A 23,453-nucleotide genomic window follows, 5' to 3' on the forward strand; every position below is an offset into this window, starting at 1 on the left:
GCGCACTCGGGCCGTATCTACGGCGATCGCGAGGCCTATCTCGAATCCGCGCTCACCGCGTCCGCGACGGCCTTTTCCGGGGTCGCCCGGCGGCGAGCGTGCCCACTCCCCTGCCCCAAGGTTCCTTCGCGGTGGCGAAGGAGATCGTGGAGCCACTTCGCCCGTTCGGTGCCTACGCCGCCGCGCTGGACGGCGCAGCGGGGGACGACGCCGTGGCGGCGCTCCTGCGTTACCTCGGCCGGGATCCACAGTGGACCGTCTGAGGCGGCCGAGCACCGTGGGCGACGGCCGGCGACCGTCGCCCACAGGCTGCCCCGCCGGTCTACGCGGTGGCCTCGAACTCGACCACGGAGTCGAGCGCGGCACCCATCGCGGCGTTCGCCTCCCGCTCGATCATGATCTCCACCAGCACCGGACGGCTGGTGCGCTCGGCCTCCTTGCCCGCCCACGCCAGCGCCGCGCGGATCTCGCCCGGCTCCCGCACCCGGGTCCCCGAGCAGCCGTAGGCCTCCATGATCTTGACGTTGTCCGAACCGGAGGTGTCGTAGTGGATGTCGACCTGGTAGTTCATCCCGTACCCGCGCGAAGCCTGGCGGATCAGCCCGAGGTACTCGTTGTTCAGCATGATCAGCACGAAACCGACGTCGTACTGCGCCGCCACGGCGAGTTCCTCCACCAGGAACTGGAACGAGTAGTCGCCGACCACCCCGACCACCCGCGCGTCCGGACGGGCCTTCTTGACGCCGATCGCCGCCGGGATCTCCCAGCCGAGCGGGCCCGCCTGGCCGCACACCTGGTAGTGCCGGGGCTTGTGGGCGCGCTGGAACTGCCCCGACCAGATCTGGTACAGCCCGATAGCGGTGACGAAGTAGGTGTCCTCGCCGTAGAACTCGTTGATCTCCTTGAACACCCTCGGCGCCTTGATCGGCAGGTCGTCGAAGTCCTCCCGCCGCGGCAGCGCGGCCTTCAGCTCGCCGATCCGCTTCACCCACGCCCGGTCGCGGGCGGTGTCCTGTCCGTCCATTGTGGCCAGCAGCGCGTCGAGGAAGGCGCCGGTGTCCGACACGACACCGAGGTCGGGCCCGAACACCTTGCCCAGCTGGGTCGGCTCGATGTCGACGTGGATGAACTTGCGCTCGCCCCGGTAGACGTCGAGCTCACCGGTGTGCCGGTCCCCGAACCGGGCACCGAGCGCGAGCACGAGGTCCGCCTCCAGGAACGCCGCGTTCGCCCAGCGCTGCGAGGTCTGGATCCCGGCCATCCCGGCGAACAGCTCGTGGTCCTCGGGGAAACTCCCCTTGCCCATCAACGTGACCTGCACCGGGATCCCGAGCCGTTCGGCGGCCACGCGCAGCCGGTCGCTCGCCTCGCCGAGCACCACACCACCACCGGCGAGGATCAGCGGCCGTTCCGCCGCGCGCAGCATCTCCAGCGCTCGCTCGACCCGGGCGGGTGCCGGGGTCACCGTGGCGAGCGGCAGCGGCGAGTCGATGCTGGAGTCCCATTCGATCTCCTGCTTCTGCACGTCGATCGGCAGGTCGATCAGGACCGGTCCCGGCCGGCCCGACCGGGCGATCCGGAAGGCCTCGCGGAAGATCCACGGCAGCTGGGCGGCTTCCTTGACCTGCACCGCCCACTTCGTGACCGGTTTCGCGATCTCGACGATGTCGACGGCCTGGAACGCCTCGGTGTGCAGCTTGCGGGAATCCGCCTGCCCGGTGACGCACAGGATCGGGATCGAGTCCGCGTGCGCGGTGTACAGGCCGGTGATCATGTTGGTCCCGGCAGGGCCGGAGGTCCCGATCGCCACCCCGACCTTGCCGGTGGTCCGTGCCCAGCCGTCGGCCATGTGGGTCGCGCCCTCCTCGTGGCGCACCACCAGATGTTCGATGCCGGAATCCTGAAGCGCCTGGTACAGCGGGAGGATCGCGGCGCCGGGGCAGCCGAAGGCGACGTCCACGCCCTCGCTCACCAGCACGTCCACGACCGCCTGCATCACGGGGATTCTCGTCATGTCCACGCCTCCGCCTCGGTGGCCGCCGCGCGGCCGGAAAGTTCTTCGACCACCTTGAGCAGCGCCGAGTGGTCGAGGGAGCCGTGGCCCATCGCCCGGCCCGCGGCGACGAGCTGGGCGACCAGCCCGGTGAGCGGGAGCGCGACATCGGCCTGGCGGGCGGCGGCCAGCGCGATGCCCATGTCCTTGTGGTGCAGGTCGATCCGGAAGCCCGGCCGGAAGTCCCGCGCCACCATGGACTTCCGCTTCAGGTCCAGGATGCGGCTGCCCGCCAGTCCGCCGGCCAGCACGTCGAGCCCGGTCGCGGCGTCCACACCGGACGCTTCGAGCAACACGATCGCCTCCGCGACCAGCCCGTAGACGCCACCCACGACCAGCTGGTTCGCCGCCTTCACGACCTGGCCGGCGCCATGCGGCCCAACGTGCGCGATCGTCTTCCCGACCACCTCGAACACCGGCAGCGCGGCCGCGAAGTCCGCTGCCTCGCCACCGACCATAATGGACAGTGCCGCCTGTTCCGCCCCGGCCTGCCCACCGGAGACGGGCGCGTCCAGCACCCGGATCTCCCTGGCCGCGGCGCGTTCCGCGAGCGCGATCGAGGTCTCCGGCCGGATCGTGCTCATGTCGGCCAGCAACGTCCCCGGCTTGGCGGACTCCAGCACCCCGCCCGGCCCCAGGACCACCGCCTCCACCTGCGGGTGATTGGGCAGCATGGTGATCACGACATCCGCCTCGGCGACGGCGTCGGCGACGCCCGTGGCGGCGCGCCCGCCCGCCGACTCCAGTTTCGCGCGCGCGTCCGCGTGCGTGTCGTACCCGCCGACCTCGTGGCCGGCGGCGGCCAGGTGCGCGGCCATCGGGGTGCCCATGACACCCAGGCCGATGAATCCGATCTTCGTCATGCCCGTCCCCTTTGCGCGATAGGCAGCCATTGCAGTGACGCGACGGTGTCGCCGGTCGGCAGGTACTCCACGCCGACCTCGCCGCGATACCCCGCGGCCTCGAGCTTTTCCAGGTATCCCTCGATGTCCAGCGAGCCGGTACCGGGCTCGTGCCTGCCCGGTACGTCGGCGATCTGGACGTGCCCGATCCGCGGGGTGTGCACCGCGACGAGCGCGTCGAGATCATCGCCGTTCGTCGCGAGGTGATACAGATCGGCGAGCAGCCGGACGTTGTCCCGGCCCAGCTCGTCGAGGATCTTGACGGCGTCGGCCGCCGTCTTCACCGGGTAGCGGTCCGCGCCGGACAGCGGTTCGAGCACCAGCTGCGCCCCGATCCCGGCCGCCGCGTCCGCGGCCGTGGCCAGGTTGCGCAACGCCAGCGCGTCCTGCCGGGCGGGCTCCGCCCCGTCCACTCGGTTGCCGTACAACGCGTTGAAGCTGCGGCAGCCGAGCCGCTCCGCGATGTCCACCGCGATGACGAGACTCTCCGCGAACTCGGTTTCCCGTCCCGGCCAGGACAGCACGCCGCGGTCCCCCGCCGGCATGTCGCCGGCGAAGAAGTTCAACCCGGTCAAGCGGACTCCGGCCGACCGGATCGCCGTCACGAAGGCGTCCACCTCGTCACCGGCGGGAACGGCGACCTCGAACGGCCACCAGAACTCGACCGCGGTGAAGCCCGCCTCGCGCGCCACCTTCGGCCGCTCCGGCAGCGGCAGTTCCTTGAACAGGGTCGACAGGTTGGCGACGTACGCCAGGGAATGACGCGCGCCGGCAGGTTCAGACATCGGTCACCTCGTCGAAGACTCGGGGGGTCGTTCCGCAGCTAGTTCCGTATTGCGGAATTTCTTTTTCGTATATCGATACCCTAGCTCTCCCGAGGAGCGCCGGTCAACGCACGCCACCGTCGAGCGGCGGGACGCGCGAGCCGTGAGAAACAGACAAAGACCGGACTTTTGGCGGTATCAGCCCCCGGCGAGCGCCGGTATACCTTGCGCAACACAGCTGAAAGGTCTGAACCAATCACGACCCCGGTACTGCCGCCGCCCACCACATACGGAATCGACAGTCCGCCTCGTCTCCTGTGGAGGAACCATGCACCGGCTCGACCCGGCCCGCGAACACGTACTCGGGCTTTTTCGCATCGTGACGGGATTTCTGTTCGCCTGTCACGGGGTGAAAACCATCTTCGGTGTACTCGGCGCCAAGGCTCCCGCCGCGGTCGGCCAGTGGCCCGGCTGGTGGGCGGCGGCCATCCAGCTCGTCGGTGGCGCGCTGATCTGCCTCGGCCTCGGCACCCGGGTCGCCGCGCTGATCAGTTCCGGTTCGATGGCGTACGCGTATTTCACCGTGCACATGCCGGAAGCCCTCTTCCCCATCCAGAACGGCGGTGAGGCTTCGGCCATGTTCTGCTGGGCGCTGCTGCTCCTGGTGTTCCTCGGTCCCGGCCGGTTCGCACTGGACAACGTGTTCGCCACCCGGACCGAAACCGCTTCCGCCGACTCCGCCCGGCGCGGACCCGGCGCCCGGCGGGCACCGATTCTGCGGCATCGCTGAGCAAACGCTGTCAGGAAAACGCTGCCACGACGCGCCGGCACGGTGCCGACCGTCGGCGCGTTCCGCGACCGCCGTCCGATTCCCCCTCGCGCCGGGAGGCGGCCCGATCACACAGCTTCGTGGCGTGGTCGGTCGCCGTGATCACCGCCTCCGCCGAGGCGAACCACCGTGGCGCGGCTTCGGTCCCGGCGCGTATCGGGTCCCTCCGAACTCCGACAGCGCGTTGCCGCGCGGCACCAGATCCGGGTGGACGTCCCCGCGATCGGGGCGAGTGCCCGCCACTCCGGCCGCACGCCTTCACCGCCCGGAGGAACCACACGGCAGGGCGAGACCGAGGTCCACGCCGCCGGCACCGATCCGGTTCACCTCGGGCACGGGCACCGGATCGGCCCGCACCGCGGCGGCCACGCTCACCCTCGGGGCCGATCCCGCCGTGGTCGCCGGGCACGGCGCGGCCGGGGCCCGGCTCGCTCAGACGTGCCTGTCCGCCTCACCGGCGGGACCACCCAGGCCGGGCGCGCGTACAGGCCGACGAGGCCTTGCCTTCCGGCCACAGAAAACGCCGGTCCGGGCCCATGTCGAACACGGCGACCGTGGACCGCCGCCGCGCGGTGATCGGCACCCGCCTCGGCGGCCGTCGTGCCCTCCCGCGCGGCGGCCGGAGCGCGATGCGGCCGGAGCGCGATCCGGCGCGGGCCCGGTCCACCAACATCGCCACCTCCGGCAGGCCGCCGCCGAATCGGCGAGACGCCGGTCGTCCCGGGCACTCTCGGCCCGCGTCGCTGACGTCCTGGAGGTACCCGCCGAGCCCGGTGGCGTGCGGGGTGGTGCCGTGGCAGCTGACGATCCGGCGTCCCCTGCCGTCGGGACCCGGGCCGACTGGTCACCACCCTCCCGCTTCCCGCTTCGTCGCCACAAGGCCGTGAAGTCCACAGTGGACATTCACTGGTGCTGGCCGCGCCGCCGAATGGTCAGCGTGCACCGGCGGGCGCGGGCTCGGTCGTCGTGATCCGATTCAGCAGCCCGACCGCCGCGTGCACGTGCCGCAGCGCGGGAGCGGGCACGCCGGTGAGGTCCGCGAGTTCCACGACCGCGCCGATGATCGCGTCGATCTCCAGCGGCTTCCCCGCCTCCAGGTCCTGCAGCATCGACGTCTTGTGGTGCCCGACGCGCCAAGCGCCGTCGATACGTTTCTCGACCGACACCCGCGGATCGCTCCCCGCGGCGCGGGCGATCTCCAGCGTCTCGGTCATCATCGTGGCGACGAGCGCGCGGGTTTCGGTGTGCTCGCACATCTGCGCCATCGTCGCCCTGGTCAACGCGCTCAACGGGTTGAAGGCGACGTTGCCCATCAGCTTGGTCCAGATCTCGTCCCGGATGCCGGACTCGACCGGGGCCTTGAGCCCGCCCGCGACCATCGCCTCACTCAGGTCCGCGCAACGCCCGGAGACACCTCCCGCCGGTTCGCCCAGCGAGAACCGGGTCCCTTCCAGGTGCCGGATCACCCCGGGACGATCGATCACCGTCGAGCAGTACACGACACAGCCGATCGCCCGCCGCAGGCAGAGCACCGCGCTCACCGCGCCGCCGGGGTCGACCGTCTCCACCCGGCGCCCCTCCAGCGGATGTCCGGTCAGCCCGTGGAAGTACCACCACGGCACCCCGTTCTGCGCGGCCACCAGCGCGGTCCGGCCGCCGAGCAACGGGGCGAGCAGCGGTCCCGCCGTCGCGTAGGAATGCGCCTTCAGGCCGAGAAAGACGTAATCCACTTCGCCAACCTCCGCCGGATCGCCGGTGACATGCGGCGCGGCCGAAAAGTCCCCACGAGGACTGCGCACCCGCACGCCATGCCTGCGCATCGCCTCCAGGTGGAGTCCCCGCGCGATCAGATGGACCTCGGCCCCGCCGCGGTGCAGCGCGGCGCCGACATACGCGCCGATAGCGCCGGCACCGAGAACAGCCACCTTCATGCCGAGCCTCCCGTCCTTAGATTGCATACAGTATCCTGTCGACCAAGGATCTTCCAGCGCCCGAACGGGGAATCGCTCCAGGTCACAAGGCTTCGCCGCGACAGAACACCGTGGCGGGACGAGGCTCAGCCAAGGCGGGTATCCCGGCTGTTTTCGAGGATTACGCACCGCGTTTCCGATTGGTCCGTTTTGGTTGACCCGGCGCGACGCGGAGGAACATCCAGGATTTTGCATACCAAAGGCTGTATCCTGGGCTGATCCCGGATTGATTCCCGAACGAGGTGCATCGTGACCCAGCCCGTCTCGCCCCTGCCCGATCGCGGGCCGACCGGACGCCGCACGGCGAAGGGGGCCCTCAGCGGGACCGCCGCCCGCCGGGTCGAGCGCCCGGCGCCGCTGCGTCAGGTCGTCTACGAGGCGCTGGCGGAGCTGATCGTCAACCGCACCCTCGAACCCGGCCAGCACCTCGTCGAAGCCGACCTCGCCGAGTACCTCGGCGTCAGCAGGCAGCCGGTTCGTGAAGCGCTGCAACGACTTCAGACCGAGGGCTGGGTGGATCTCCGCCCCGCGCAGGGAGCCTTCGTCCACCTGCCCACCGACGAGGAGGCCGACCACCTGCTCGGCGTCCGCAGCGTGCTGGAGGCCTACTCCGCCCGCCTGGCCGCCGGCCAGGCCGGGCCCGAGGACGTCAAACGCCTGTGGGAACTGCACCACGAAGGAATCGAGGCGCTGGCCGACGACGACATCGAAGCCGTCGTCGCGGCCAACTCCTCGCTCCACGCGTTCGTCACCGAACTTTCCGGCAACTCCGTGCTGGCGGAGATGATCGCGCTCGTGGACCGCCGGGTGCGCTGGTACTACACCCCCATCGCCCGCCCGCGCGGACACGACGCCTGGCACGAGCACGCCCAGCTGATCGAGGCCATCGCGGCGAAGGACCCCGTCGTCGCGGAGGAGATCATGACCCGGCACACCGAGCGCACCCGCCAGGCGTTCCACGACCGGCCCCGCGAGGAACCCCAGTCCTGACCGGCCTGACCGGACACGGGACTCACGACCCCGCCGCGGTGGACGGCCGGGCGAGGAAACCGGGACGCCCCGCCGGATCCGCGCCGTGGCGCGGACGGCCCGGCTGCCGCAGGAACAGCGTGAGCACCGCGGAAAGCAGCGCGACGCACCCCGCCAGGATGTACGCGCCGTTGTATCCCCACGCGCCGATCACCGCGGCGGCGAGCCCGCCCCCGCCGACACCGCCGACGAGTTTCGCGCTGTAGACCAGACCGTAGTTCGAGGCGTTGTTGTTCTCCCCGAAGTAGTCCGGCACCAGAGAGGCGAACAGCGGGTAGAACGCCCCGCCGCCGAACCCGGTCAGGAACGCGAACACCAGGAACAGCGGGAGGTTGTGCGTGTTGCCGCTGTAGAGCACGCCGAACTGCGCGGCCGCCGCGATCACCAGTACGACGGTCAGCGTCTGCCGCCTGCCGATCCGGTCGGAGACCCAGCCGACCACCGCGCGGCCGGTACCGTTCACAATGGACAGCACACCGGCCGACGACGCCGCGACGAACGGGCCGAAATGGCTCTCCTTCGCGAAGTCGACCTGGAAGTTGATCCCGAACAGCGAGACCCCGCCGATGATCACCAGGCTCAGCCACATCAGCGGCAGCATCCCGGTGCGGATCGCCTCCATCGGGGTGTACTGCCGGACCGCGGGCGGGTTCTTGGCCAGTCCCGTTGTCCCGCCACGATTCCTGGCCCAGGCGATCGGGTCGACGTCGGCGGGCCACCAGCTCTTCGGCGGGTCCTTGAACAGGAATCCGCAGACCCCGACCACCACCAGCATGTAACCGCCGATGACGTCCAGCACCGCCGAATAGTTGTCGTGCGTCAGGAACGCGCTGAACAGGTAGATGAACGGGACCGCGCCGTAGGCGAATCCGCCGTTGACGAACCCGGTCCGCGCGCCTCGTTTCTCCGGATACCATTTCCCGACCATGTTGACGCAGGTCGCGTAGACCAGACCGGCGCCGATACCACCCAGCACCGAATACCCGGCGAACGCGAGCACGAGGTTCCCGCTGTGCGCTATCGTGAAATAACCGATTCCACTGCACAACGCCCCGACGAGCATCGCCGTCTTCGCCGAGACGATGTTCTTCTCCCGCAGGCGGCCCGCCGGGAACGCCACCCCGGCCTGGAACACCGCCCAGATGCTGGCCAGCCAGAACGCGTCGCCCAGCGACCAGCCGTACTTCTGTTCCAGGGTGTGCTCGACGGCGCCCCAGCCGTATTCGAAAACACTGACCGCCATCATGGCGACCCAGGGCAACCAGACCATCCACCCGCGGGAGCGCCCCATGATGTCGTGCGGGCTCTCCCCTACCCGGTACACCCTTCCGTTGTCGTCGACGAGCTCCTGATAGGTCGGTGCGGCTGCGGTCATAAGAGTTCTCTTTCGTCACCGTTGACTACTCATTCCCTTACGTTTTCGTGTGCTCTCCGCCGCACACCCCGCCCGTGTGCGACCACGATCGCCCCGAACCACCGCGACCGGGCGTCAACTGTCGGGCCGCATACCCGCTCCTTCCGTCCTGGGTACGGCGCGGGGCGGGTCGCCGGTGACCCGCCCCGCCACGCCGGTTTCAGCCCACCAGTCCCGCCGAACGCGCCCAGCGGTACTTCGCGCCGAGTACCGCCACTGGCTTCTCGGTGGTGTAGGGGTAGGCCACCACTCCGTTCCGGTACAGGTACTCGCTGGCTTCCTCGACCTCGACATCGCCGGAAAGCGAAGCCACGACAGGCTTTTCGATGCCCTTCTCGCGATACTCACCGACCACTTCGGACACCAGCTTCGCGAACACCATCGGCGGAGTGACGATGGTGTGCCAGTAGCCGAGAATCAGCGCGTGGATCCGCTCGTCCGCCAGCCCCAGCGCGATCGTGTCGCGGTAGGTCGACGGCGGCTCCCCGCCGGTGATGTCCACCGGGTTGCCCGCCGCGCCGAAGGGCGGGATGTACTTCCGGAACGCCGTGTCCAGATCGGGCGGGATCTCCATCAGCTTCAGCCCGTTGTCCACGCACGCGTCAGACAGCAGCACGCCCGAACCACCGGCCCCGGTGATGATGACGACGTTCTCCCCTGTCGGGGCCGGCAGCAGCGGGATCCCGCGGGCGTACTCCAGCATGTCGTTCAGGCCCGGCGCGCGGATCACCCCGCTCTGGCGCAGGATGTCGTCGTAGACCTTGTCGTTCCCGGCCAGCGCGCCGGTGTGCGAGCTGGCCGCCCTGGCGCCCTGCGAGGTCCGGCCCGCCTTCAGCACCACGACCGGCTTGCGCGCGGAAACCCGCTTGGCGGTCTCCGCGAAGGACCGGCCGTCCTTCAGGTCTTCCAGGTGCATCGCGATCAGCTCGGTGTTCTCGTCGTGCTCGAAGAACGTGAGCAGATCGTCCTCGTCGATGTCGGCCTTGTTGCCCACGCCGACGATCGCGGACACGCCCATCTTCGCCGAGCGGCTGAACCCGAGGATCGCCATCCCGATCCCGCCGCTCTGCGAGGAGAGCGCGACGCCGCCCTTGACGTCGTACGGGGTGCAGAACGTCGCCGACAGGTTCTCCGGCGTGTAGTAGTAGCCGTAGATGTTCGGGCCGAGGACGCGCACGCCGTGCTCGCGCGCGATCGCGACGACCTCGTCCTGCAGCGCGACGTTGCCGGTCTCACCGAACCCGGACGGGATCAGGATCGCGCCCGCCACTCCCTTCCTCCCGGCTTCTTCCAGCGCCGCGGGCACGAACTTCGCCGGGATGGCGAACACCGCGACGTCCACATTGGACGGTACGTCCGCGATGCTCGCGTACGCCTTGCGGTCGAGGATCTCCGCGGCCTTCGGGTTGATCGGGAAGATCTCCCCCGCGTAACCGCCGCCGACCAGGTTCTTCAGCACCGAGTTGCCGATCTTCCCGGTTTCGGCCGAGGCGCCGATGACCGCGATCGACGTGGGCTTCATGATGCGGTTCATCGCCATGAGGATCTCCTCCCGCGAGAACCGCACCGGCTCCTTGGCCGCGTCCGGGTCGAGCAGGATCCGGACGTCCACCGCGGTCGCGCCGGTCGCGGTCGCCAGCACCGGGTTCAGATCGACCTCGGCCAGCCGCGGGAAGTCGGTGACCAGCTCGCCCAGCGCGTGCACGATCCCGGCCAGCGCCTCCCGGTCGGCGGGCTCCGCGCCACGCACGCCACGCAGGACCTCCGCGGCCGCGATCCCGTCGATCATCGAAAGCGCTTCCTCCGCCGAGGTCGGCGCCAGCCGGAACGTGATGTCCTTGAGCACCTCCACCAGAACGCCGCCGAGCCCGAACGCGACGACCTTGCCGAACGTCGGGTCGGTCACCGCGCCGATGATGACCTCCTGGCCGCCGGTGAGCATCCGCTGCACCTGGACGCCGACGACGTGCGCGTCCGCCCGGTACGCCCTGGCGTTCTCGATGATCCGCGCGTAGCCCTCGGCGACCTTCTCCTCGGTGTCGAGCCCGACGAGCACGCCGCCCGCGTCGGTCTTGTGCGGGATGTCCGGCGACACGATCTTGAGCACCACCGGCAGGCCGATCTCCCGCGCCTGCCGCACGGCCTCCTCCGCGCTCGTCGCGAGGCACTCCCGCGGCGTCGGGATGCCATAGGCCTCGCAGATCTGCCTGCCTTCGGGCGCCGTCAAGGACGTACGCCTGTCCGCTGCCGCCGCTTCGAGGATCTTCTCGACCGCGGCACGGTCCTTACCGCCTGCCATCAGCCCATCTCCTTCAGATCACGCCCGCGGCGCGGAGTTCGTCCAGCTGGTCGGCGCGATAGCCGAGCTCGCCGAGGATTTCGCCGTTGTGCTCGCCCAGCAGCGGGGACCGGCCGATCTCGACCGGGGAGTCGGACAGTTTGAGCGGGCAGCCGACGGTCTTGTAGCTGCCGCGTTCGGGATGCGGGACCTCGACGACGGTGCCCAGCTCGGCCAGCGTCTCGTCCTCGGCCAGTTCCCTGGTGGACAGGATCGGGCCGCACGGGACGTTGCGGGCGTTCAGCCGCTCCATCACCTCCCACTTGGTGTGCCGCGAGGTCCAGTCCTCGATCAGCGCGAACGCCTTGTCCAGTTTGGACAGCCGTGCCTCCGGCGTCGCCCACTCCGGGTCCTCGGCCAGCTCCGGCCGCCCGATCAGCTCGGTGATCGGCTTCCACCCCACCGGCTGGATGATGACGTAGATGTAGTCGTTCGGGCCGCCGGGCGCGCACCGCACCGCCCAGCCGGGCTGCCCGCCGCCCGAGGCGTTGCCCGAACGCGGCACCTCGTCGCCGAAGTTCTCGTTCGGGTACTCGGTGAGCCCGCCGTGTGCCAGCCGCTGCTGGTCGCGCAGCTTGACCCGGCACAGGTTCAGCACGGCGTCCTGCATGGCGACCTGGACCCGCTGCCCGCGCCCGGAGTGGGTGCGCTGGTACAGCGCGGCGAGAATGCCCGCCACCAGGTGCATCCCGGTCCCGGAGTCGCCGATCTGCGCGCCGGTCGCGGTCGGCGGTCCCTCCTCGAACCCGGTGGTGCTCATCGCGCCGCCCATCGCCTGCGCGATCACCTCGTAGGCCTTGAAATCCGCGTACCGGCCGGGTCCGAATCCCTTGATCGAGGCGTAGACCAGGCGCGGGTTCAGCTCCGCCAGCCGTTCCCAGGAAAAACCGAACCGGTCCACGACACCGGGGCCGAAGTTCTCCACCAGGACGTCCACTTGGGACACCAGCTCGCCGAACAGCTTCTTTCCCTGCTCGCTCTTCATGTTGAGCGTGATGCTGCGCTTGTTGCCGTTGAGCATCGTGAAGTAGAGACTGTCCACTCCGGGCAGATCACGCAGCTGCCCGCGTGTGATGTCACCCCGCCCCGGTGCTTCCAGCTTGATGACGTCCGCGCCGAGCCAGGCCAGCATCTGCGTGGCCGAGGGACCCGACTGCACGTGCGTCATGTCCAGGACACGAATACCCTCAAGTGCCTTTCCCATGGGATTTTCCTCCACTCGCGAGCCGGGTCACTTGTACATGGTCTGGTTCATGGTTCCGGGCGCGTACACGTCCGGATCGACCCAGACGTTGATCAGCGACGGCTTCCCGGACTCCCGCGCACGCCGCAGCGCCGGGGCGATGTCCGCGGGGTCACGGACTTCTTCGCCGTAGCCGCCGAGCATCCGCGCGAACTCGTCGTAGCGGACGTCGCCGAGGGTGTTGCCGACCCGCTCACGCGGCAGGCCGTACTTCGCGGCCTGGCCGTAGCGGATCTGGTTCATCGAGGAGTTGTTGCCGACGATGCCGACGAACGGCAGATCGAAACGCACCAGCGTCTCGAAGTCCCAGCCGGTGAGGCTGAACGCGCCGTCCCCGAAGAGCGCCACGACCTCCTTGTCCGGGCGGGCGTGCTTGGCCGCGAGCACGAACGGGATCCCGACGCCGAGGGTGCCCAGCGGTCCGGGGTCCATCCAGTGTCCCGGCGACTTCGGCTGCACCACCTGACCGGAGAAGGTGACGATGTCACCGCCGTCGCCGATGTAGATCGAGTCCTCGGTGAGGAACTCGTTGATCTCGTGCACCAGCCGGTAGGGGTGGATCGGGTTGGCGTCGGAGTGCTGTAGCGGCAGGCGCTTCCGGTACGCCTTCTCCTCCACGGCCCGGAGCTCCTCCAGCCACGGTTTGCGCGACACGGCGCCGTTGTCCCGGCGCGCGGCGGCCTCGGTGACCGCGGCGAGCACCTGGCCCGCGTCGCCGACGATGCCCAGGTCGATGTCGCGGTTCTTTCCGACCGTCCGGTAGTCCAGGTCGATCTGCACCACGGTCGCGTCGGGGGAAAGCCTTTTGCCGTAACCCATCCGGAAGTCGAACGGGGTGCCGACGATGACGATCACGTCGGCATTGGTGAAGGCGTAGCGGCGCGAAAGCTGGAAGTGGTGCGGGTCGCCCGGCGGCAGGGTGCCCCGGCCCGCGCCGTTCATGTACGCCGGGACGTTCAGCGTGCGCACCAGCTCGGCCGCGGGCTCGGTCGCGCGGGTGGTCCACACCTGGCTGCCCAGCAGGATCGCCGGCTTCTTCGCGTGCACCAGGAGATCGGCGAGCCGCTCGACGTCGGCGGGGTCGCCGGCGCCGCGGGTGGACGCGCGGTACCGGCCGGGGCCGGGGATCCGCGCCTGCTCCACCGGGACCGACGCGTCGAGCACGTCGCGGGGAATCTCCAGAAAGGACGGTCCGGGCGCGCCGTGGAAACACTCCCGGAACGCCATCGAGACCAGGTCGGCCGCGCGCGCCGTATGCGGCACGGTGGCGGCGAACTTGGTGATCGGCGCCATCATGTCCACATGGGGCAGGTCCTGCAGCGACCCCATCTTGTGCTGGGTCAGCGCGCCCTGCCCGCCGATGAGCAGCATCGGGCTTTCCGCGCGCAGGGCGTTCGCCACGCCGGTCACCGCGTCGGTCGTCCCGGGCCCCGCGGTCACCACCGCGCATCCCGGGCGGCCGGTGACGCGCGCGTACCCGTCCGCCGCGTGCGCGGCGACCTGCTCGTGCCGGACGTCGATGACCTCGATGCCCTCGTCGACGCAGCCGTCGTAGATGTCGATGATGTGACCGCCGCACAGGGTGAAGATCGTGTCCACGCCCTCCGCCTTGAGCGCCTTCGCCACGAGGTGCCCGCCGGAGATCATCTCCGGCGCGGACTCGGTGCCACCCTCGCTTCGCGCCGCCTCCTCGCCCGCCGTCGTCCCGGTCGTCGCTGGCGCCATGTCCGCTCCTCCTCGTCGCACGCCGGACCTCTCTGATCCGTGCGCTCGTTGTTCGATCTCGCGGCCCGCCACGGGAATCCTCCGAGGTCAGGGCCACCTTCACGGCAGACTGTAGATTGCATACCGTATGTGGTAGCCATATACTGACTCTCCGACGGCTCGCTGTCCAGCGGTGTTTCCCCGGGGTTTAGCCCGGAGGCCGGAAGCGCGACGAGCCGGTCCGCGCTGCCCTCGGACACCGGCACCGCGGCCGCCCGGGACGGCCCCGCAGGAAGGAAGCCCGCGATGGACCTCTTCGAACACCGGGCACGCGGCCTGTTCGACCGGCACCACGTCCCGGCCCTCGCGGCGAGGTCACCACCGCACCGGAGCGGGCCCGGCGCGCCGCCGCGCCCGTGGGCCCGGTCGTGATCAAGGCCCAGGTCGAGACCGGCGGACGCGGGAAGCGGGCGGGGGTGCGATTCGCCCGCACCGTCGGCGACATCCTGATGTGGACAGCAAGGGGTACACCGCCCACTGGGTCCTCGTCACCAGGGCGAGCGAGATCGCCGAGGAGTACTACGGCTCGTTTCTCCTCGCTCGTTCCCAGCGCGCGTTCCCCGCGATGGCATCGGCCGAGGTGGTGGCCACCAGGCTCGCCGTGGTCCTCGGTGACCCGGAGGTGCGCGGCGTCCTCGTCAACGTCTTCGGCGGCATCACCGCCTGCGCCGCGGTGACGTCCGGGATCCTGCGGGCACCGGGGATCCTCGGGGAGACCGCTACGAAACCTCTGATCGTCCGGCTCGACGGCAACAACGTCGCCGCGGGCAGGCGACTACTGGCCGCGGCGGCGCATCCGTTGCTCACCGTGGTGGGCATGGTGGACGACGCGGCCGTCCCCGCCACGGCGCACACGGAGAGGTCAGGCACCGTGGCGATCTTCCCCGGCAAGTCCAGCAGGATCATGGTGTCCGAGGTGACCGGCGCCGAGGCCACCCCGGCACACCGGCCGCATGCTCGCCACCGGCAGCACCGTCATCGGCGCCACGGCGGGAACGGGTAGCTACGAGCAGCTCGGCCGCGGACCGTATCCGCCTGCTTTTGACCGGGTCGGTAACCCCAGTGTTCCGAAGCCTTTCGCGTCGCCCAGGATCGCATACAGTATGAGATCACCTGAACCGCCACCCGGGAGGACGCGTGGACCTGCGTCAGATGGAAATCGCCGTCGCCGTGGCCGAGGAAGGCGGATTCACCGCGGCGGCGCACCGCCTGCGTACCGTGCAGTCCACTGTGTCCACCACGGTGCGGGCCCTCGAACGGGACCTCGGCACACCGCTGTTCGACCGGACCACCCACCGGGTCGCGCTCACCCCCGCCGGGCAGGCCTTCCTTCCCGCCGCCCGCGCGGCCCTCCTGGCCGCCGACGAGGCACGGGCGACCGTCGACCCCGCCCGCCACCGCCTGCGCGGAGTGGCGGTCATCGGCACGATGCCGGGCATGGGCTCCCGGCTGCACCGCGCCCTCGCCCGGCTCCGCCGCGAGCACCCCTGCCTCGACATCCGGGTCCGCCAGGCGCCCGCCGAGCGGCTCTGCCAGGCGGTTCGTGAGTCCACTGTGGACCTCGCGATCGCGGTACTGGACGAGCGGCAGCGGCACGGCCTGGTCACCCGGCTGCTCGCGCACGAGGACCTGGTGCTGGTGACGCCGCCACTCGCGGCCCCCGGCCCGGTCACGCTCGCCGAGGCCGCCGCGATGCCCCTGGTGGACTTCGCGCCGGGGTGGGCGATCCGCGCGGCCGTCGACCTCGCTTTTCTGACGGCGCGGCTCGACCGGACCGTGACCGTGGAGGCCGACGATCTCACCGCCGCGGCGGAGCTGGTCCGCCACGGCCTCGGCGGCTGCGTCCTTCCCGAGTCGGTCGCCGAGCGGTTCCCCGATCTGCCGGTGCGCCGTTTCGCTGAGGAGGCGCCGAGCTGGCAGGTGCGGCTGGCCCGCCCCGGCGGCGACGTCTCCCCCGCGGTCGCCGCCGTCCTTCGGCGACTGGGCTGAGGACTCTCCCCGCGTTGTGACACGTTGCCCCCCAACGTATCGAGAGTCGCGGCTCGGATCTCGAAGCCCGCGGCGCGGAATGAACCCTTGGCGAACATGTCGCGAAGGCTCGGCGACGGCCGTGACCAGGCGAACCGTCCGGACCGGCGGTATCAGCCGGGGTATTCCTTGGGACACAAGAAGATTTCAAAGACAGGGGCGCGGGAACCCGATCATGGACATGCCCCTACCATTGCGCCGTCTGCTCGCCTCCTCCCTCTCCTCGTCGCTCCCGAAAAGGGGTCCTCATGTCCGACGTCATCAACAGCATCTTCGGCCGCGCCAAGAACGAACCGTCCAGGCCCGGTGAGTACGGCGCCGTCGCCACCCCTGCCCCGTCCACCCCGGCCGACACTCCCGAAACCGTTGTCCCCCAAGCGATCGAGACCGAGCAGGCGGAGCCGGTGGCCGAGGTCGCCGACGCCGGGCAGGTCGCCACGAGCGCGGAGGACGCCGCCGAAACCGCTGGTGAGAACGAGACGGCCGAGAACGCCACCGCTGAGGACGCCATCGTCGAGGCCGGCGAAACCGAGACCGCTGAGACCGCCGAGGACCATGAAGCCGAAGAGGCTTCCGCCGGCGACGAGGACGAAGCCGACACCGAGGAAACCGAAGCCGCCGACGCGGAGGACTCCGCCGACGACCTGGCCGAGGACGACGAAGCCGTGGACGAGCCCGTCGACGAGGACACCGACGAAGCGGTCGCGGACGAGGACGTCACCGCCGACGAGGACGACGCGAGCATCGACGAGCCCGCGTCCGCCGACGTCGAATCCGCTGACGCGCCAACGGATGTCGCCGCCGAACCCGCCGCGGACGACGCCGACCATGCCGACCAGGCCGAGGAGCCGGACGCGGTGACGGCCGAGGCGCGACCCGCCGCCGGGACCCGCGGCAGCACGACGGTCGGCGACGGGGTCGTCGCGGAGGTTGTCAGCATGCTGGCCCGCAAGGCCGACGGCGTGCACGACCTTGGCACGGAAGGCGTTTCGGCCGAGGTCGACGGTGAGGTCGCGACGATCAAGGTCTCCCTGGTGGTCGAGTTCGGGCATGCGGTCAAGGCACTGGCCGAGCAGATCCGGGTCAGCGTGATCGAAGCCGTCGAACAGTTCCTCGGTCTCGACGTCGAGGTCGTCGACGTCCACATCGCCGGTATCCACCTGCCGGACGCTTCCTGACCGACACCGCGTCCGGCCCGGGGTGCGGGGCACACCCCGGGCCGGCCCCGGTCGGGAACCGTTGTGAGACAAGGAATTCAGGCGGCAGGCAGGAGTGACTCCGGACGCCCCGGCTGTGCCACGCGCCCGCCGAGCGCCGCGCCCGCCATGCTCACGACCCCCGCCGCGGCGAACGCGGCGGCGTAGCCGTGCGCGGTGGCCACGAAGGTGGCCAGGCCGATCCCGAGCACCGCTCCCGCGGCCTTGGCCGTGTACAGCACCCCGAAGTTCTGCATGACCGAGTCCTCACCGAAGTACTCCCGCACCAGCCCGGCCAGCAGCGTGTAGCAGCAGCCGTTCCCGAGCCCGGCGAGCGCGACGCCGGCCAGCAGTCCCCAGGCGACGCGGTGTTCCCCCGCGGAGAACAGCACGAACTGCGCCACACCACCGGTCGCGAGCGCGAGCCGGAGGATCCGCCGCCTGCCCAGCCGGTCCGCGAGCCGGCCCAGCACGATCCGGCCGCCGCCGGTCGCCAGTGCGAGGACGGCGAGCGCGTACGCGGCGAGGACCGGACCGCCGCCCCGCGCGGCCACGAACGTCGCCAGGTAGCCGACGTCGAACAGCAGGACGGCGGCGGCGAACGCGACGGTGACGTACAACGGAAGGGTCTTCCGGCAGCGAAGGACCTCTCCCGGCCGGAAGTGCCGCACCGCGGGACGGTTCACCACGACATTCCGGTTGCGCGTCCGGTCCAGTGCCCACGCACGGGGATCCGGTCGTTCGGGCCACCAGTGTTCCGGCGGATAACGGAGCGGAAGTCCCGCGGCGACGAGCACCACCAGCACCAGCGCGGCGGTCACGTCGAGCAGCACCGCGCGGGTGTCCACCGTGAGCAGATACCCGGCGATCAGGACGAACGGCACACTCCCGAAGGCGAAGGCGCCGCTGGCCAGGCCCGCTCGCGCGGTGCGGTCGGGGAACCAGCGCAGCACCGCGCCGACACAGGTCGCGTAGACGAGGCCGGTACCCGCCCCACCGGCCACCGAATAGCCGAGGAACACCGCGCCCATGCTGTCCGCGTGGCCGAGCGTGACCAGGCCGATCGCGCACAGCACCCCGCCGAGCACGACCGCGGCGGCCGGGCCGAGCACCTGCCGGTCGCGCAGCCACGCGACAGGGAACGCCACGCTCGCCTGGCAGACCGCCCACAGCCCGAAGGCCAGCACGATCTCGGTGAAGGTCCAGCCGTGTGCCCTGCTCAGCACCGGGGCGAGCACGCCGAAGCCGTACTGCTGCACCCCGGCGGCGAACATCGCGGCACCGGCCAGCCAGCCGATCCAGGTCCGCGACCGGCCGAGCAGGGCACGATCGCTTTCGCCCACCCGGTACCGCCGCCCGTACACGTCGAGGAGTTCGCGAACCACCGTCTCGGGCATGGCCATCAACTTCCCTCACGGAGGCCAAATTGAAGATTGTATGCAGTATGGAGTACGCTGGATGCAGGAGTCAACCCACTTCGATGGTCACCGCACGCGTGCGCTCCCGAGGCGGCTCAGTGCGAGTGGCGGCCGACGGCGTCCCCGCTGCCGCCGGTCAGGAAGTCCAGATCCGCGCCCTCGTCGGCCTGCTGCACGTGATCGAGGTACAGCCGGACCCAGCCACGCGTGGCGGCGGGCGGGGGCGGCGTCCACTCCGCGCGGCGCCGCGCGAGCTCGTCTTCGCCGACTTCGAGATCGAGCCTGCGGGCCCCGGCGTCGAGTGAGATCCAGTCCCCGGTCCGGACCAGTGCCAGCGGTCCCCCGATCGCGGCCTCGGGCGCGGTGTGCAGCACACAGGTGCCGTAGCCGGTACCGCTCATCCGCGCGTCGGAGATCCGGACCATGTCGTCGATCCCGGCCTCGAGCAGCACCCTGGGCATCGGCATGTTCCCCACCTCCGGGAAACCCGGGTAGCCACGCGGCCCCGCGTTGCGGACCACCAGCACAGTGGACTCGTCCACCGGGAGGTCCGGGTCCTCGCACACCGCGACGTAGTCCTCGACGCGGTCGAACACGAGTGCCCGCCCGCGATGGCGGAGCAACCGCGGGGAGGCGGCGGAGATCTTCAGCACCGCGCCGCGGGGGCAGAGGCTGCCGCGCAGCACGACCGTGCCGGAGCCGGCGGGCCGGAAGGGCGCATCGCGGGTCCGGATGACCTCGTCGTTCCAGCGCGGTGCGCCGTCGACGTTCTCGCCGATGGTCCGGCCCGTCACGGTCGGCACGTCGGTGCGCAGCAGGTCGCCGAGCTCCCGGAGCACCGCGGGAAGCCCGCCCGCGTAAGCGAAATCCTCCATCAGGAAGCGCCCGGACGGCATCAGGTCCACCAGCACCGGGACGTCGCGGGCCAGCGTGTCGAAGTCGTCGAGGGACAGCGGCACCCCGAGCCGCCCGGCGAGCGCGAGCAGGTGCACGACGGCGTTGGTCGAGCCGCCCAGCGCCGCGTTCACCCGGATCGCGTTCTCGAACGCCGCGCGCGTCAGGATCGCGGCGGGACGGAGATCCTCGTTCACCAGCCCGACCGCGCGCCGCCCGGTGGCCTGGGCGAGCGCGAACCGGCGGGCGTCGACCGCGGGGATCGCGGCCGCACCGGTGAGCTGCATGCCCAGCGCCTCGGCGAGACACGCCATCGTCGACGCGGTCCCCATCGTCATACAGTGCCCGCGGCTGCGGGACATGCACGACTCCGCCTCGGCGAGCTCGGCGCCGCTCATCCGGCCCGCCCTCGCCTCCTCGTGGAACCGCCAGACGTCGGTGCCGGACCCGAGGTCCGCGCCGCGGAACTTCCCGTTCAGCATCGGCCCGCCGGTCAGCATGACGGTGGGCAGCCCGACGCTCGCGGCGCCCATCAGCTGCGCGGGGGTCGTCTTGTCACACCCGGAAAGCAGCACGACGCCGTCGAGCGGATTGGCCCGGATGGTCTCCTCGACCTCCATCGCCATCAGGTTGCGGAACAGCATGGTGGTGGGCCGCATCAGCGGCTCCCCCAGTGACATGGTGGGGAACTCCAGCGGCAGCCCGCCCGCCTCCCAGACACCGCGTTTGACGGCTTCGGCCAGTTCACGCAGGTGGGCGTTGCACGGCGTCAGCTCGGACCAGCTGTTCGCGATGCCGATCACCGGCCGCCCGTCGAACACGTCGTCGGCGAAACCCTGGTTGCGCATCCAGGACCGGTGGATGAACCCGTTGCGGCCCTCGGCGGCGAACCACTGGGCGCTGCGCGGTGTTGTCGATGACGGCACTGTCGCTTCTCCTCCCGGGAGGGAACCACCACCGCCAGTGAACCACGACGCGCGCCGGGTACCCGATCGAAGTGTCTACTATGGACACACCGGAAAACGGATGGCGTCCCGCTCCCCCGGCCGGTTCACTGTGGCCATGACGGTTCTCGACACCCGGCCGCTGTACCCGCTCGAACGGCGCGCGCTGCTCGACCTGCTCACCTCGCTCGACGCGGCCGACTGGGCGAAGCCGACCGTGTGCGCGGGCTGGGACGTGCACGACGTCACCGCGCACATCCTCAACGACTACCTGCGGCGCGTCTCGGGCGGCCGGGACCACCACCCCGGCGCGGTGTTCGCTGCCGACGAGACGCTGCCCGCCTACCTCGCCCGCACCAACGACGAGTTCGTCCGCGCCGCGCGGCAGTGCAGCCCGCGGATCATGATCGACCTGCTCACCCATCTCGGACCGCAGCTCGACGCGCTCTGGGCGGACGCCGACCTCACCGGCCCGGCGCCGCTCGGGGTCTCCTGGGCGGGTCCCGGCCCTGCTCCCGCGTGGCTCGACATCGCCCGCGACTACACCGAGTTCTGGACGCATCAGCAGCAGATCCGCGACGCCGTGTCCCGTCCCGGCGCCGCCGAACCGGCGCTGCTGCACCCCGTCCTCGCCACGTTCGCGCAGGCCCTGCCCGTCGCGCTGGGCGAACAGGACCCGCCACCGGGTACCGCCGTCCTGGTGGAGATCACCGGCCCCGCGGGCGGCCGGTGGGTGTGCCTGCGCGAGGCGGGCGCGTGGCGGCTGACGCGGGTGGCCGAGCGCGAGCCCGCCGCGTCCGTGGTCATGGACCAGGACACCGCCTGGCGGCTCGCCACCCGGGGCATCACGGTCGAGGAGGCGCGCCGCCGGGCCGAACTTCGCGGGGACCCCGCGCTGACGGCGGCCGTGACGACGTGGCTGGCGATCGTGGCCTGACCGTCAGAGCCGTTCGATCCGGGCCAGCCAGGCCGGCGGACCGTCCGGGTCGAAGCGGGTGAGGATCCGCTCCGGCGTGACAGCCGTGACGTGCCAGCCGGTTCCGGGAGTGAACGCCGCGGTCAGGTCGTCCCGGCTCACCGGATGCGGGCCGCGGCCGTTTTCCGGGCCGGTGTCGGCGAAGCACAGCACGTGCAGGACCGCGCCCGGCCCGGTCACCGCCGCCAGGCTCGCCACGTACCTTCGTCGCTCACCGGCGTCGAAGGTGTGGAACAGGCCGCAGTCCAGCACGGTGCCGAACACGCGGCCCAGCCGGTCCAGCCGGAACGCGTCGGCGGTCGCGAACTCGGCCTCGACGCCGCGCGCGGCGGCCTTCTCCCGCGCGATCGCCAGCGCCGTCTCCGCGACGTCGACACCCAGCACCGGCAGTCCCAGCGCGGCTACGTGCAGGGCGTTCTCACCGGTCCCGCAGCCCGCGTCGAGCACCACCCCGGTGAAGCCGCCTTCGGCGGCCAGGCGCACGATCGCCGGTTGCGGCTCGCCGATGTCCCACGGCGCGGGGCCGTCGTGGTAGGAGGCGTCCCAGTGCTGCCCCGCCTGCCGCTCGTGGCTCGTCGGCGCCCGATCATCCGCCGCTGGTCCGGACATCTTCGGCCCCTTCCCGGAACTATCCGGCGTCCATCGTCGCACGCGTGTCCACTGAGGACACCGGATCAGCCGAGCGGCACGTCGGCCGGGCGGGACGGGACGGCGTCGAGGGCGGCCAGCGCCGCGCCGTCCAGCCGCACCCCGCCGGCGGCGAGGTTCGCCGCCAGGTGCCCGGCGTCGGCGGTGCCCGGGATGAGCAGGACGTTCGGGGCGTGGTGCAGCAACCAGGCGAGGCCGATCTGGGCGGCGGTCACGCCGAGCGACTCCGCCGCCGCGCGGACGGCCGGTTCGTCCCCGACCTTCGGCATGGCGGGGAACGCGCCACCGAGCGGGAAGAACGGTACCCAGGCGATGCCCTCGGCGACGCAGAGCCGGAGCATCTCCTCGTCCTCGCGCGAGACCAGGCTGTAGGAGTTCTGCACACAGGCGATGCCCGCCGGGAGCGCCCGGCGCAGCACGGCCGGGGTGACCGCGCTCAGCCCGATCGCACCGATCTTGCCCTCGTCACGCATCGCGGTCAGCTCCGCGAGCTGGTCCTCGACGTCGACGACCTGGTCCCCCTGGGCGCGTAACCCGGGCGGGGTATCGAGACGGCGCAGGTTCACCACCGGGAGCTGGTCGACACCAAGGCTTTCCAGGTTGGCCTCGACGCTCGCCCGCAGCTGTTCGGGGCGCTGCGCGGGGCGCAGCGGGAGCGGGCCGCCGGGGTCGGGGTCCGCGCCGACCTTGGTCACCACCACGACTCCGTCCGCCGGGCGGATCGCCTCGCGGATGAGGTCGTTGACCAGGCCGTCGCCGTAGAACTGGGCGGTGTCGACGTGGTCGACGCCGAGCTCGACCGCGCGCCGCAGGAGCGCGAGGGCCGCGGCGCGGTCGCCGCGCAGGCGCTCCAGCTGCATCGCGCCGTAGCCGACGCGGGAGACGACGTGGCCGGCGAGCCGGCCCGCGCCGCCGGGGCGTGGCACGCCCGAAGTGGTGACGCCGGGGGAAGAGGTACCGGTGGCAGGCATGGGATTCCCGTCCTTCGTGCGAAGATGGGCGAAGCGGAGGACCCTCCGCTCTGTCGAGCGTAACACAACCGG

20 protein-coding genes and 1 pseudogene are annotated in these 23,453 nt (G+C 71.0%); 9 read left to right on the forward strand and 12 right to left on the reverse strand.

Annotation, left to right across the window (positions count from 1 at the left end; all coding sequences use genetic code 11):
* The first annotated feature begins 131 nt into the window (after nucleotides 1–131).
* Nucleotides 132–263 (forward strand): hypothetical protein, encoded by a 132-nt coding sequence (locus ABD987_RS16190; protein ID WP_345393421.1) that lies wholly within the window; start codon nucleotides 132–134, stop codon nucleotides 261–263.
* Nucleotides 264–322: 59 nt separating this feature from the next.
* Here ABD987_RS16190 and gcl read toward each other — a convergent pair whose 3' ends face one another.
* The 3 genes from gcl to ABD987_RS16205 are packed head-to-tail and all read right to left on the reverse strand — an operon-like array spanning nucleotide 323 to nucleotide 3,740.
* Nucleotides 323–1,996, reverse strand: coding sequence for a glyoxylate carboligase (gene gcl, locus ABD987_RS16195; RefSeq protein ID WP_345393412.1), 1,674 nt, complete (start codon nucleotides 1,994–1,996; stop codon nucleotides 323–325).
* A 14-nt stretch (nucleotides 1,997–2,010) separates the two neighbouring features.
* Nucleotides 2,011–2,916, reverse strand: coding sequence for a 2-hydroxy-3-oxopropionate reductase (locus ABD987_RS16200; RefSeq protein WP_345393134.1), 906 nt, complete (start codon nucleotides 2,914–2,916; stop codon nucleotides 2,011–2,013).
* The gene (locus ABD987_RS16205) at nucleotides 2,913–3,740 is read right to left on the reverse strand and encodes a hydroxypyruvate isomerase family protein (RefSeq protein ID WP_345393137.1); all 828 of its coding nucleotides are present in this window, start codon (nucleotides 3,738–3,740) and stop codon (nucleotides 2,913–2,915) included. The genes ABD987_RS16200 and ABD987_RS16205 overlap by 4 nt, the downstream gene beginning before the upstream one ends.
* 307 nt (nucleotides 3,741–4,047) lie before the next feature.
* Here ABD987_RS16205 and ABD987_RS16210 point away from each other — a divergent pair, with 307 nt between their 5' ends.
* Nucleotides 4,048–4,509 carry a DoxX family protein gene (locus ABD987_RS16210; RefSeq protein WP_345393140.1) on the forward strand — a complete coding sequence of 154 codons (462 nt, stop codon included), beginning with the start codon at nucleotides 4,048–4,050 and terminating at the stop codon, nucleotides 4,507–4,509.
* Between the two features lie 971 nt (nucleotides 4,510–5,480).
* On the opposite strand, the gene ABD987_RS16215 is transcribed toward ABD987_RS16210, so the two are convergent.
* Nucleotides 5,481–6,479, reverse strand: a complete 999-nt coding sequence (locus ABD987_RS16215; RefSeq protein ID WP_345393143.1) for a 2-dehydropantoate 2-reductase — start codon at nucleotides 6,477–6,479, stop codon at nucleotides 5,481–5,483.
* Between the two features lie 288 nt (nucleotides 6,480–6,767).
* Between ABD987_RS16215 and ABD987_RS16220 the strand changes: the two genes are divergently transcribed.
* Nucleotides 6,768–7,508 carry a GntR family transcriptional regulator gene (locus tag ABD987_RS16220; RefSeq protein ID WP_345393146.1) on the forward strand — a complete coding sequence of 247 codons (741 nt, stop codon included), beginning with the start codon at nucleotides 6,768–6,770 and terminating at the stop codon, nucleotides 7,506–7,508.
* Between the two features lie 22 nt (nucleotides 7,509–7,530).
* Here ABD987_RS16220 and ABD987_RS16225 read toward each other — a convergent pair whose 3' ends face one another.
* From ABD987_RS16225 to ABD987_RS16240, 4 genes are all read right to left on the reverse strand, one after another.
* Nucleotides 7,531–8,922 carry an OFA family MFS transporter gene (locus tag ABD987_RS16225; RefSeq protein ID WP_345393150.1) on the reverse strand — a complete coding sequence of 464 codons (1,392 nt, stop codon included), beginning with the start codon at nucleotides 8,920–8,922 and terminating at the stop codon, nucleotides 7,531–7,533.
* A 199-nt stretch (nucleotides 8,923–9,121) separates the two neighbouring features.
* Nucleotides 9,122–11,260: an acetate--CoA ligase family protein gene (locus tag ABD987_RS16230; RefSeq protein ID WP_345393153.1), complete on the reverse strand. Its 2,139-nt coding sequence runs from the start codon at nucleotides 11,258–11,260 to the stop codon at nucleotides 9,122–9,124.
* 13 nt (nucleotides 11,261–11,273) lie between these two features.
* Nucleotides 11,274–12,503 carry a formyl-CoA transferase gene (gene frc, locus ABD987_RS16235; RefSeq protein WP_345393156.1) on the reverse strand — a complete coding sequence of 410 codons (1,230 nt, stop codon included), beginning with the start codon at nucleotides 12,501–12,503 and terminating at the stop codon, nucleotides 11,274–11,276.
* A gap of 27 nt (nucleotides 12,504–12,530) precedes the next feature.
* A complete protein-coding gene (locus ABD987_RS16240) occupies nucleotides 12,531–14,267 on the reverse strand; it encodes a thiamine pyrophosphate-binding protein (RefSeq protein WP_345393159.1) in 1,737 nt (578 codons plus the stop codon).
* A gap of 285 nt (nucleotides 14,268–14,552) precedes the next feature.
* Between ABD987_RS16240 and ABD987_RS44565 the strand changes: the two genes are divergently transcribed.
* The 5 genes and pseudogenes from ABD987_RS44565 (at nucleotide 14,553) to ABD987_RS16255 (ending at nucleotide 17,512) form a co-directional block, all read left to right on the forward strand.
* Nucleotides 14,553–14,678, forward strand: a complete 126-nt coding sequence (locus tag ABD987_RS44565; protein ID WP_425551083.1) for a hypothetical protein — start codon at nucleotides 14,553–14,555, stop codon at nucleotides 14,676–14,678.
* Complete coding sequence (locus tag ABD987_RS44570) at nucleotides 14,663–14,983, forward strand: hypothetical protein (protein ID WP_425551084.1); 321 nt, start codon at nucleotides 14,663–14,665, stop codon at nucleotides 14,981–14,983. The genes ABD987_RS44565 and ABD987_RS44570 overlap by 16 nt, the downstream gene beginning before the upstream one ends.
* Nucleotides 14,875–15,141, forward strand: a pseudogene (locus tag ABD987_RS44575) (ADP-forming succinate--CoA ligase subunit beta); the annotation flags it as partial. The gene ABD987_RS44570 and the pseudogene ABD987_RS44575, both read left to right, overlap by 109 nt.
* Before the next feature lie 302 nt (nucleotides 15,142–15,443).
* A complete protein-coding gene (locus ABD987_RS16250; RefSeq protein WP_345393162.1) occupies nucleotides 15,444–16,295 on the forward strand; it encodes a LysR family transcriptional regulator in 852 nt (283 codons plus the stop codon).
* Nucleotides 16,296–16,582: 287 nt separating this feature from the next.
* Nucleotides 16,583–17,512, forward strand: a complete 930-nt coding sequence (locus ABD987_RS16255) for an Asp23/Gls24 family envelope stress response protein (protein WP_345393165.1) — start codon at nucleotides 16,583–16,585, stop codon at nucleotides 17,510–17,512.
* Nucleotides 17,513–17,589: 77 nt separating this feature from the next.
* On the opposite strand, the gene ABD987_RS16260 is transcribed toward ABD987_RS16255, so the two are convergent.
* Nucleotides 17,590–18,927 (reverse strand): OFA family MFS transporter, encoded by a 1,338-nt coding sequence (locus ABD987_RS16260; protein ID WP_345393168.1) that lies wholly within the window; start codon nucleotides 18,925–18,927, stop codon nucleotides 17,590–17,592.
* 116 nt (nucleotides 18,928–19,043) lie between these two features.
* The gene (locus ABD987_RS16265; RefSeq protein ID WP_345393171.1) at nucleotides 19,044–20,768 is read right to left on the reverse strand and encodes an IlvD/Edd family dehydratase; all 1,725 of its coding nucleotides are present in this window, start codon (nucleotides 20,766–20,768) and stop codon (nucleotides 19,044–19,046) included.
* A gap of 136 nt (nucleotides 20,769–20,904) precedes the next feature.
* Here ABD987_RS16265 and ABD987_RS16270 point away from each other — a divergent pair, with 136 nt between their 5' ends.
* A complete protein-coding gene (locus ABD987_RS16270) occupies nucleotides 20,905–21,723 on the forward strand; it encodes a maleylpyruvate isomerase family mycothiol-dependent enzyme (RefSeq protein ID WP_345393174.1) in 819 nt (272 codons plus the stop codon).
* 3 nt (nucleotides 21,724–21,726) lie between these two features.
* Here the strand turns inward: ABD987_RS16270 and ABD987_RS16275 are convergent, their stop codons facing one another.
* The gene (locus ABD987_RS16275; RefSeq protein ID WP_345393177.1) at nucleotides 21,727–22,371 is read right to left on the reverse strand and encodes a class I SAM-dependent methyltransferase; all 645 of its coding nucleotides are present in this window, start codon (nucleotides 22,369–22,371) and stop codon (nucleotides 21,727–21,729) included.
* Nucleotides 22,372–22,436: 65 nt separating this feature from the next.
* Nucleotides 22,437–23,381: an aldo/keto reductase gene (locus tag ABD987_RS16280; protein ID WP_345393180.1), complete on the reverse strand. Its 945-nt coding sequence runs from the start codon at nucleotides 23,379–23,381 to the stop codon at nucleotides 22,437–22,439.
* Nucleotides 23,382–23,453: the final 72 nt, after the last annotated feature.

Origin of the sequence: Amycolatopsis samaneae (genome assembly GCF_039541975.1) — a bacterium.
Taxonomy (GTDB): domain Bacteria; phylum Actinomycetota; class Actinomycetes; order Mycobacteriales; family Pseudonocardiaceae; genus Amycolatopsis; species Amycolatopsis samaneae.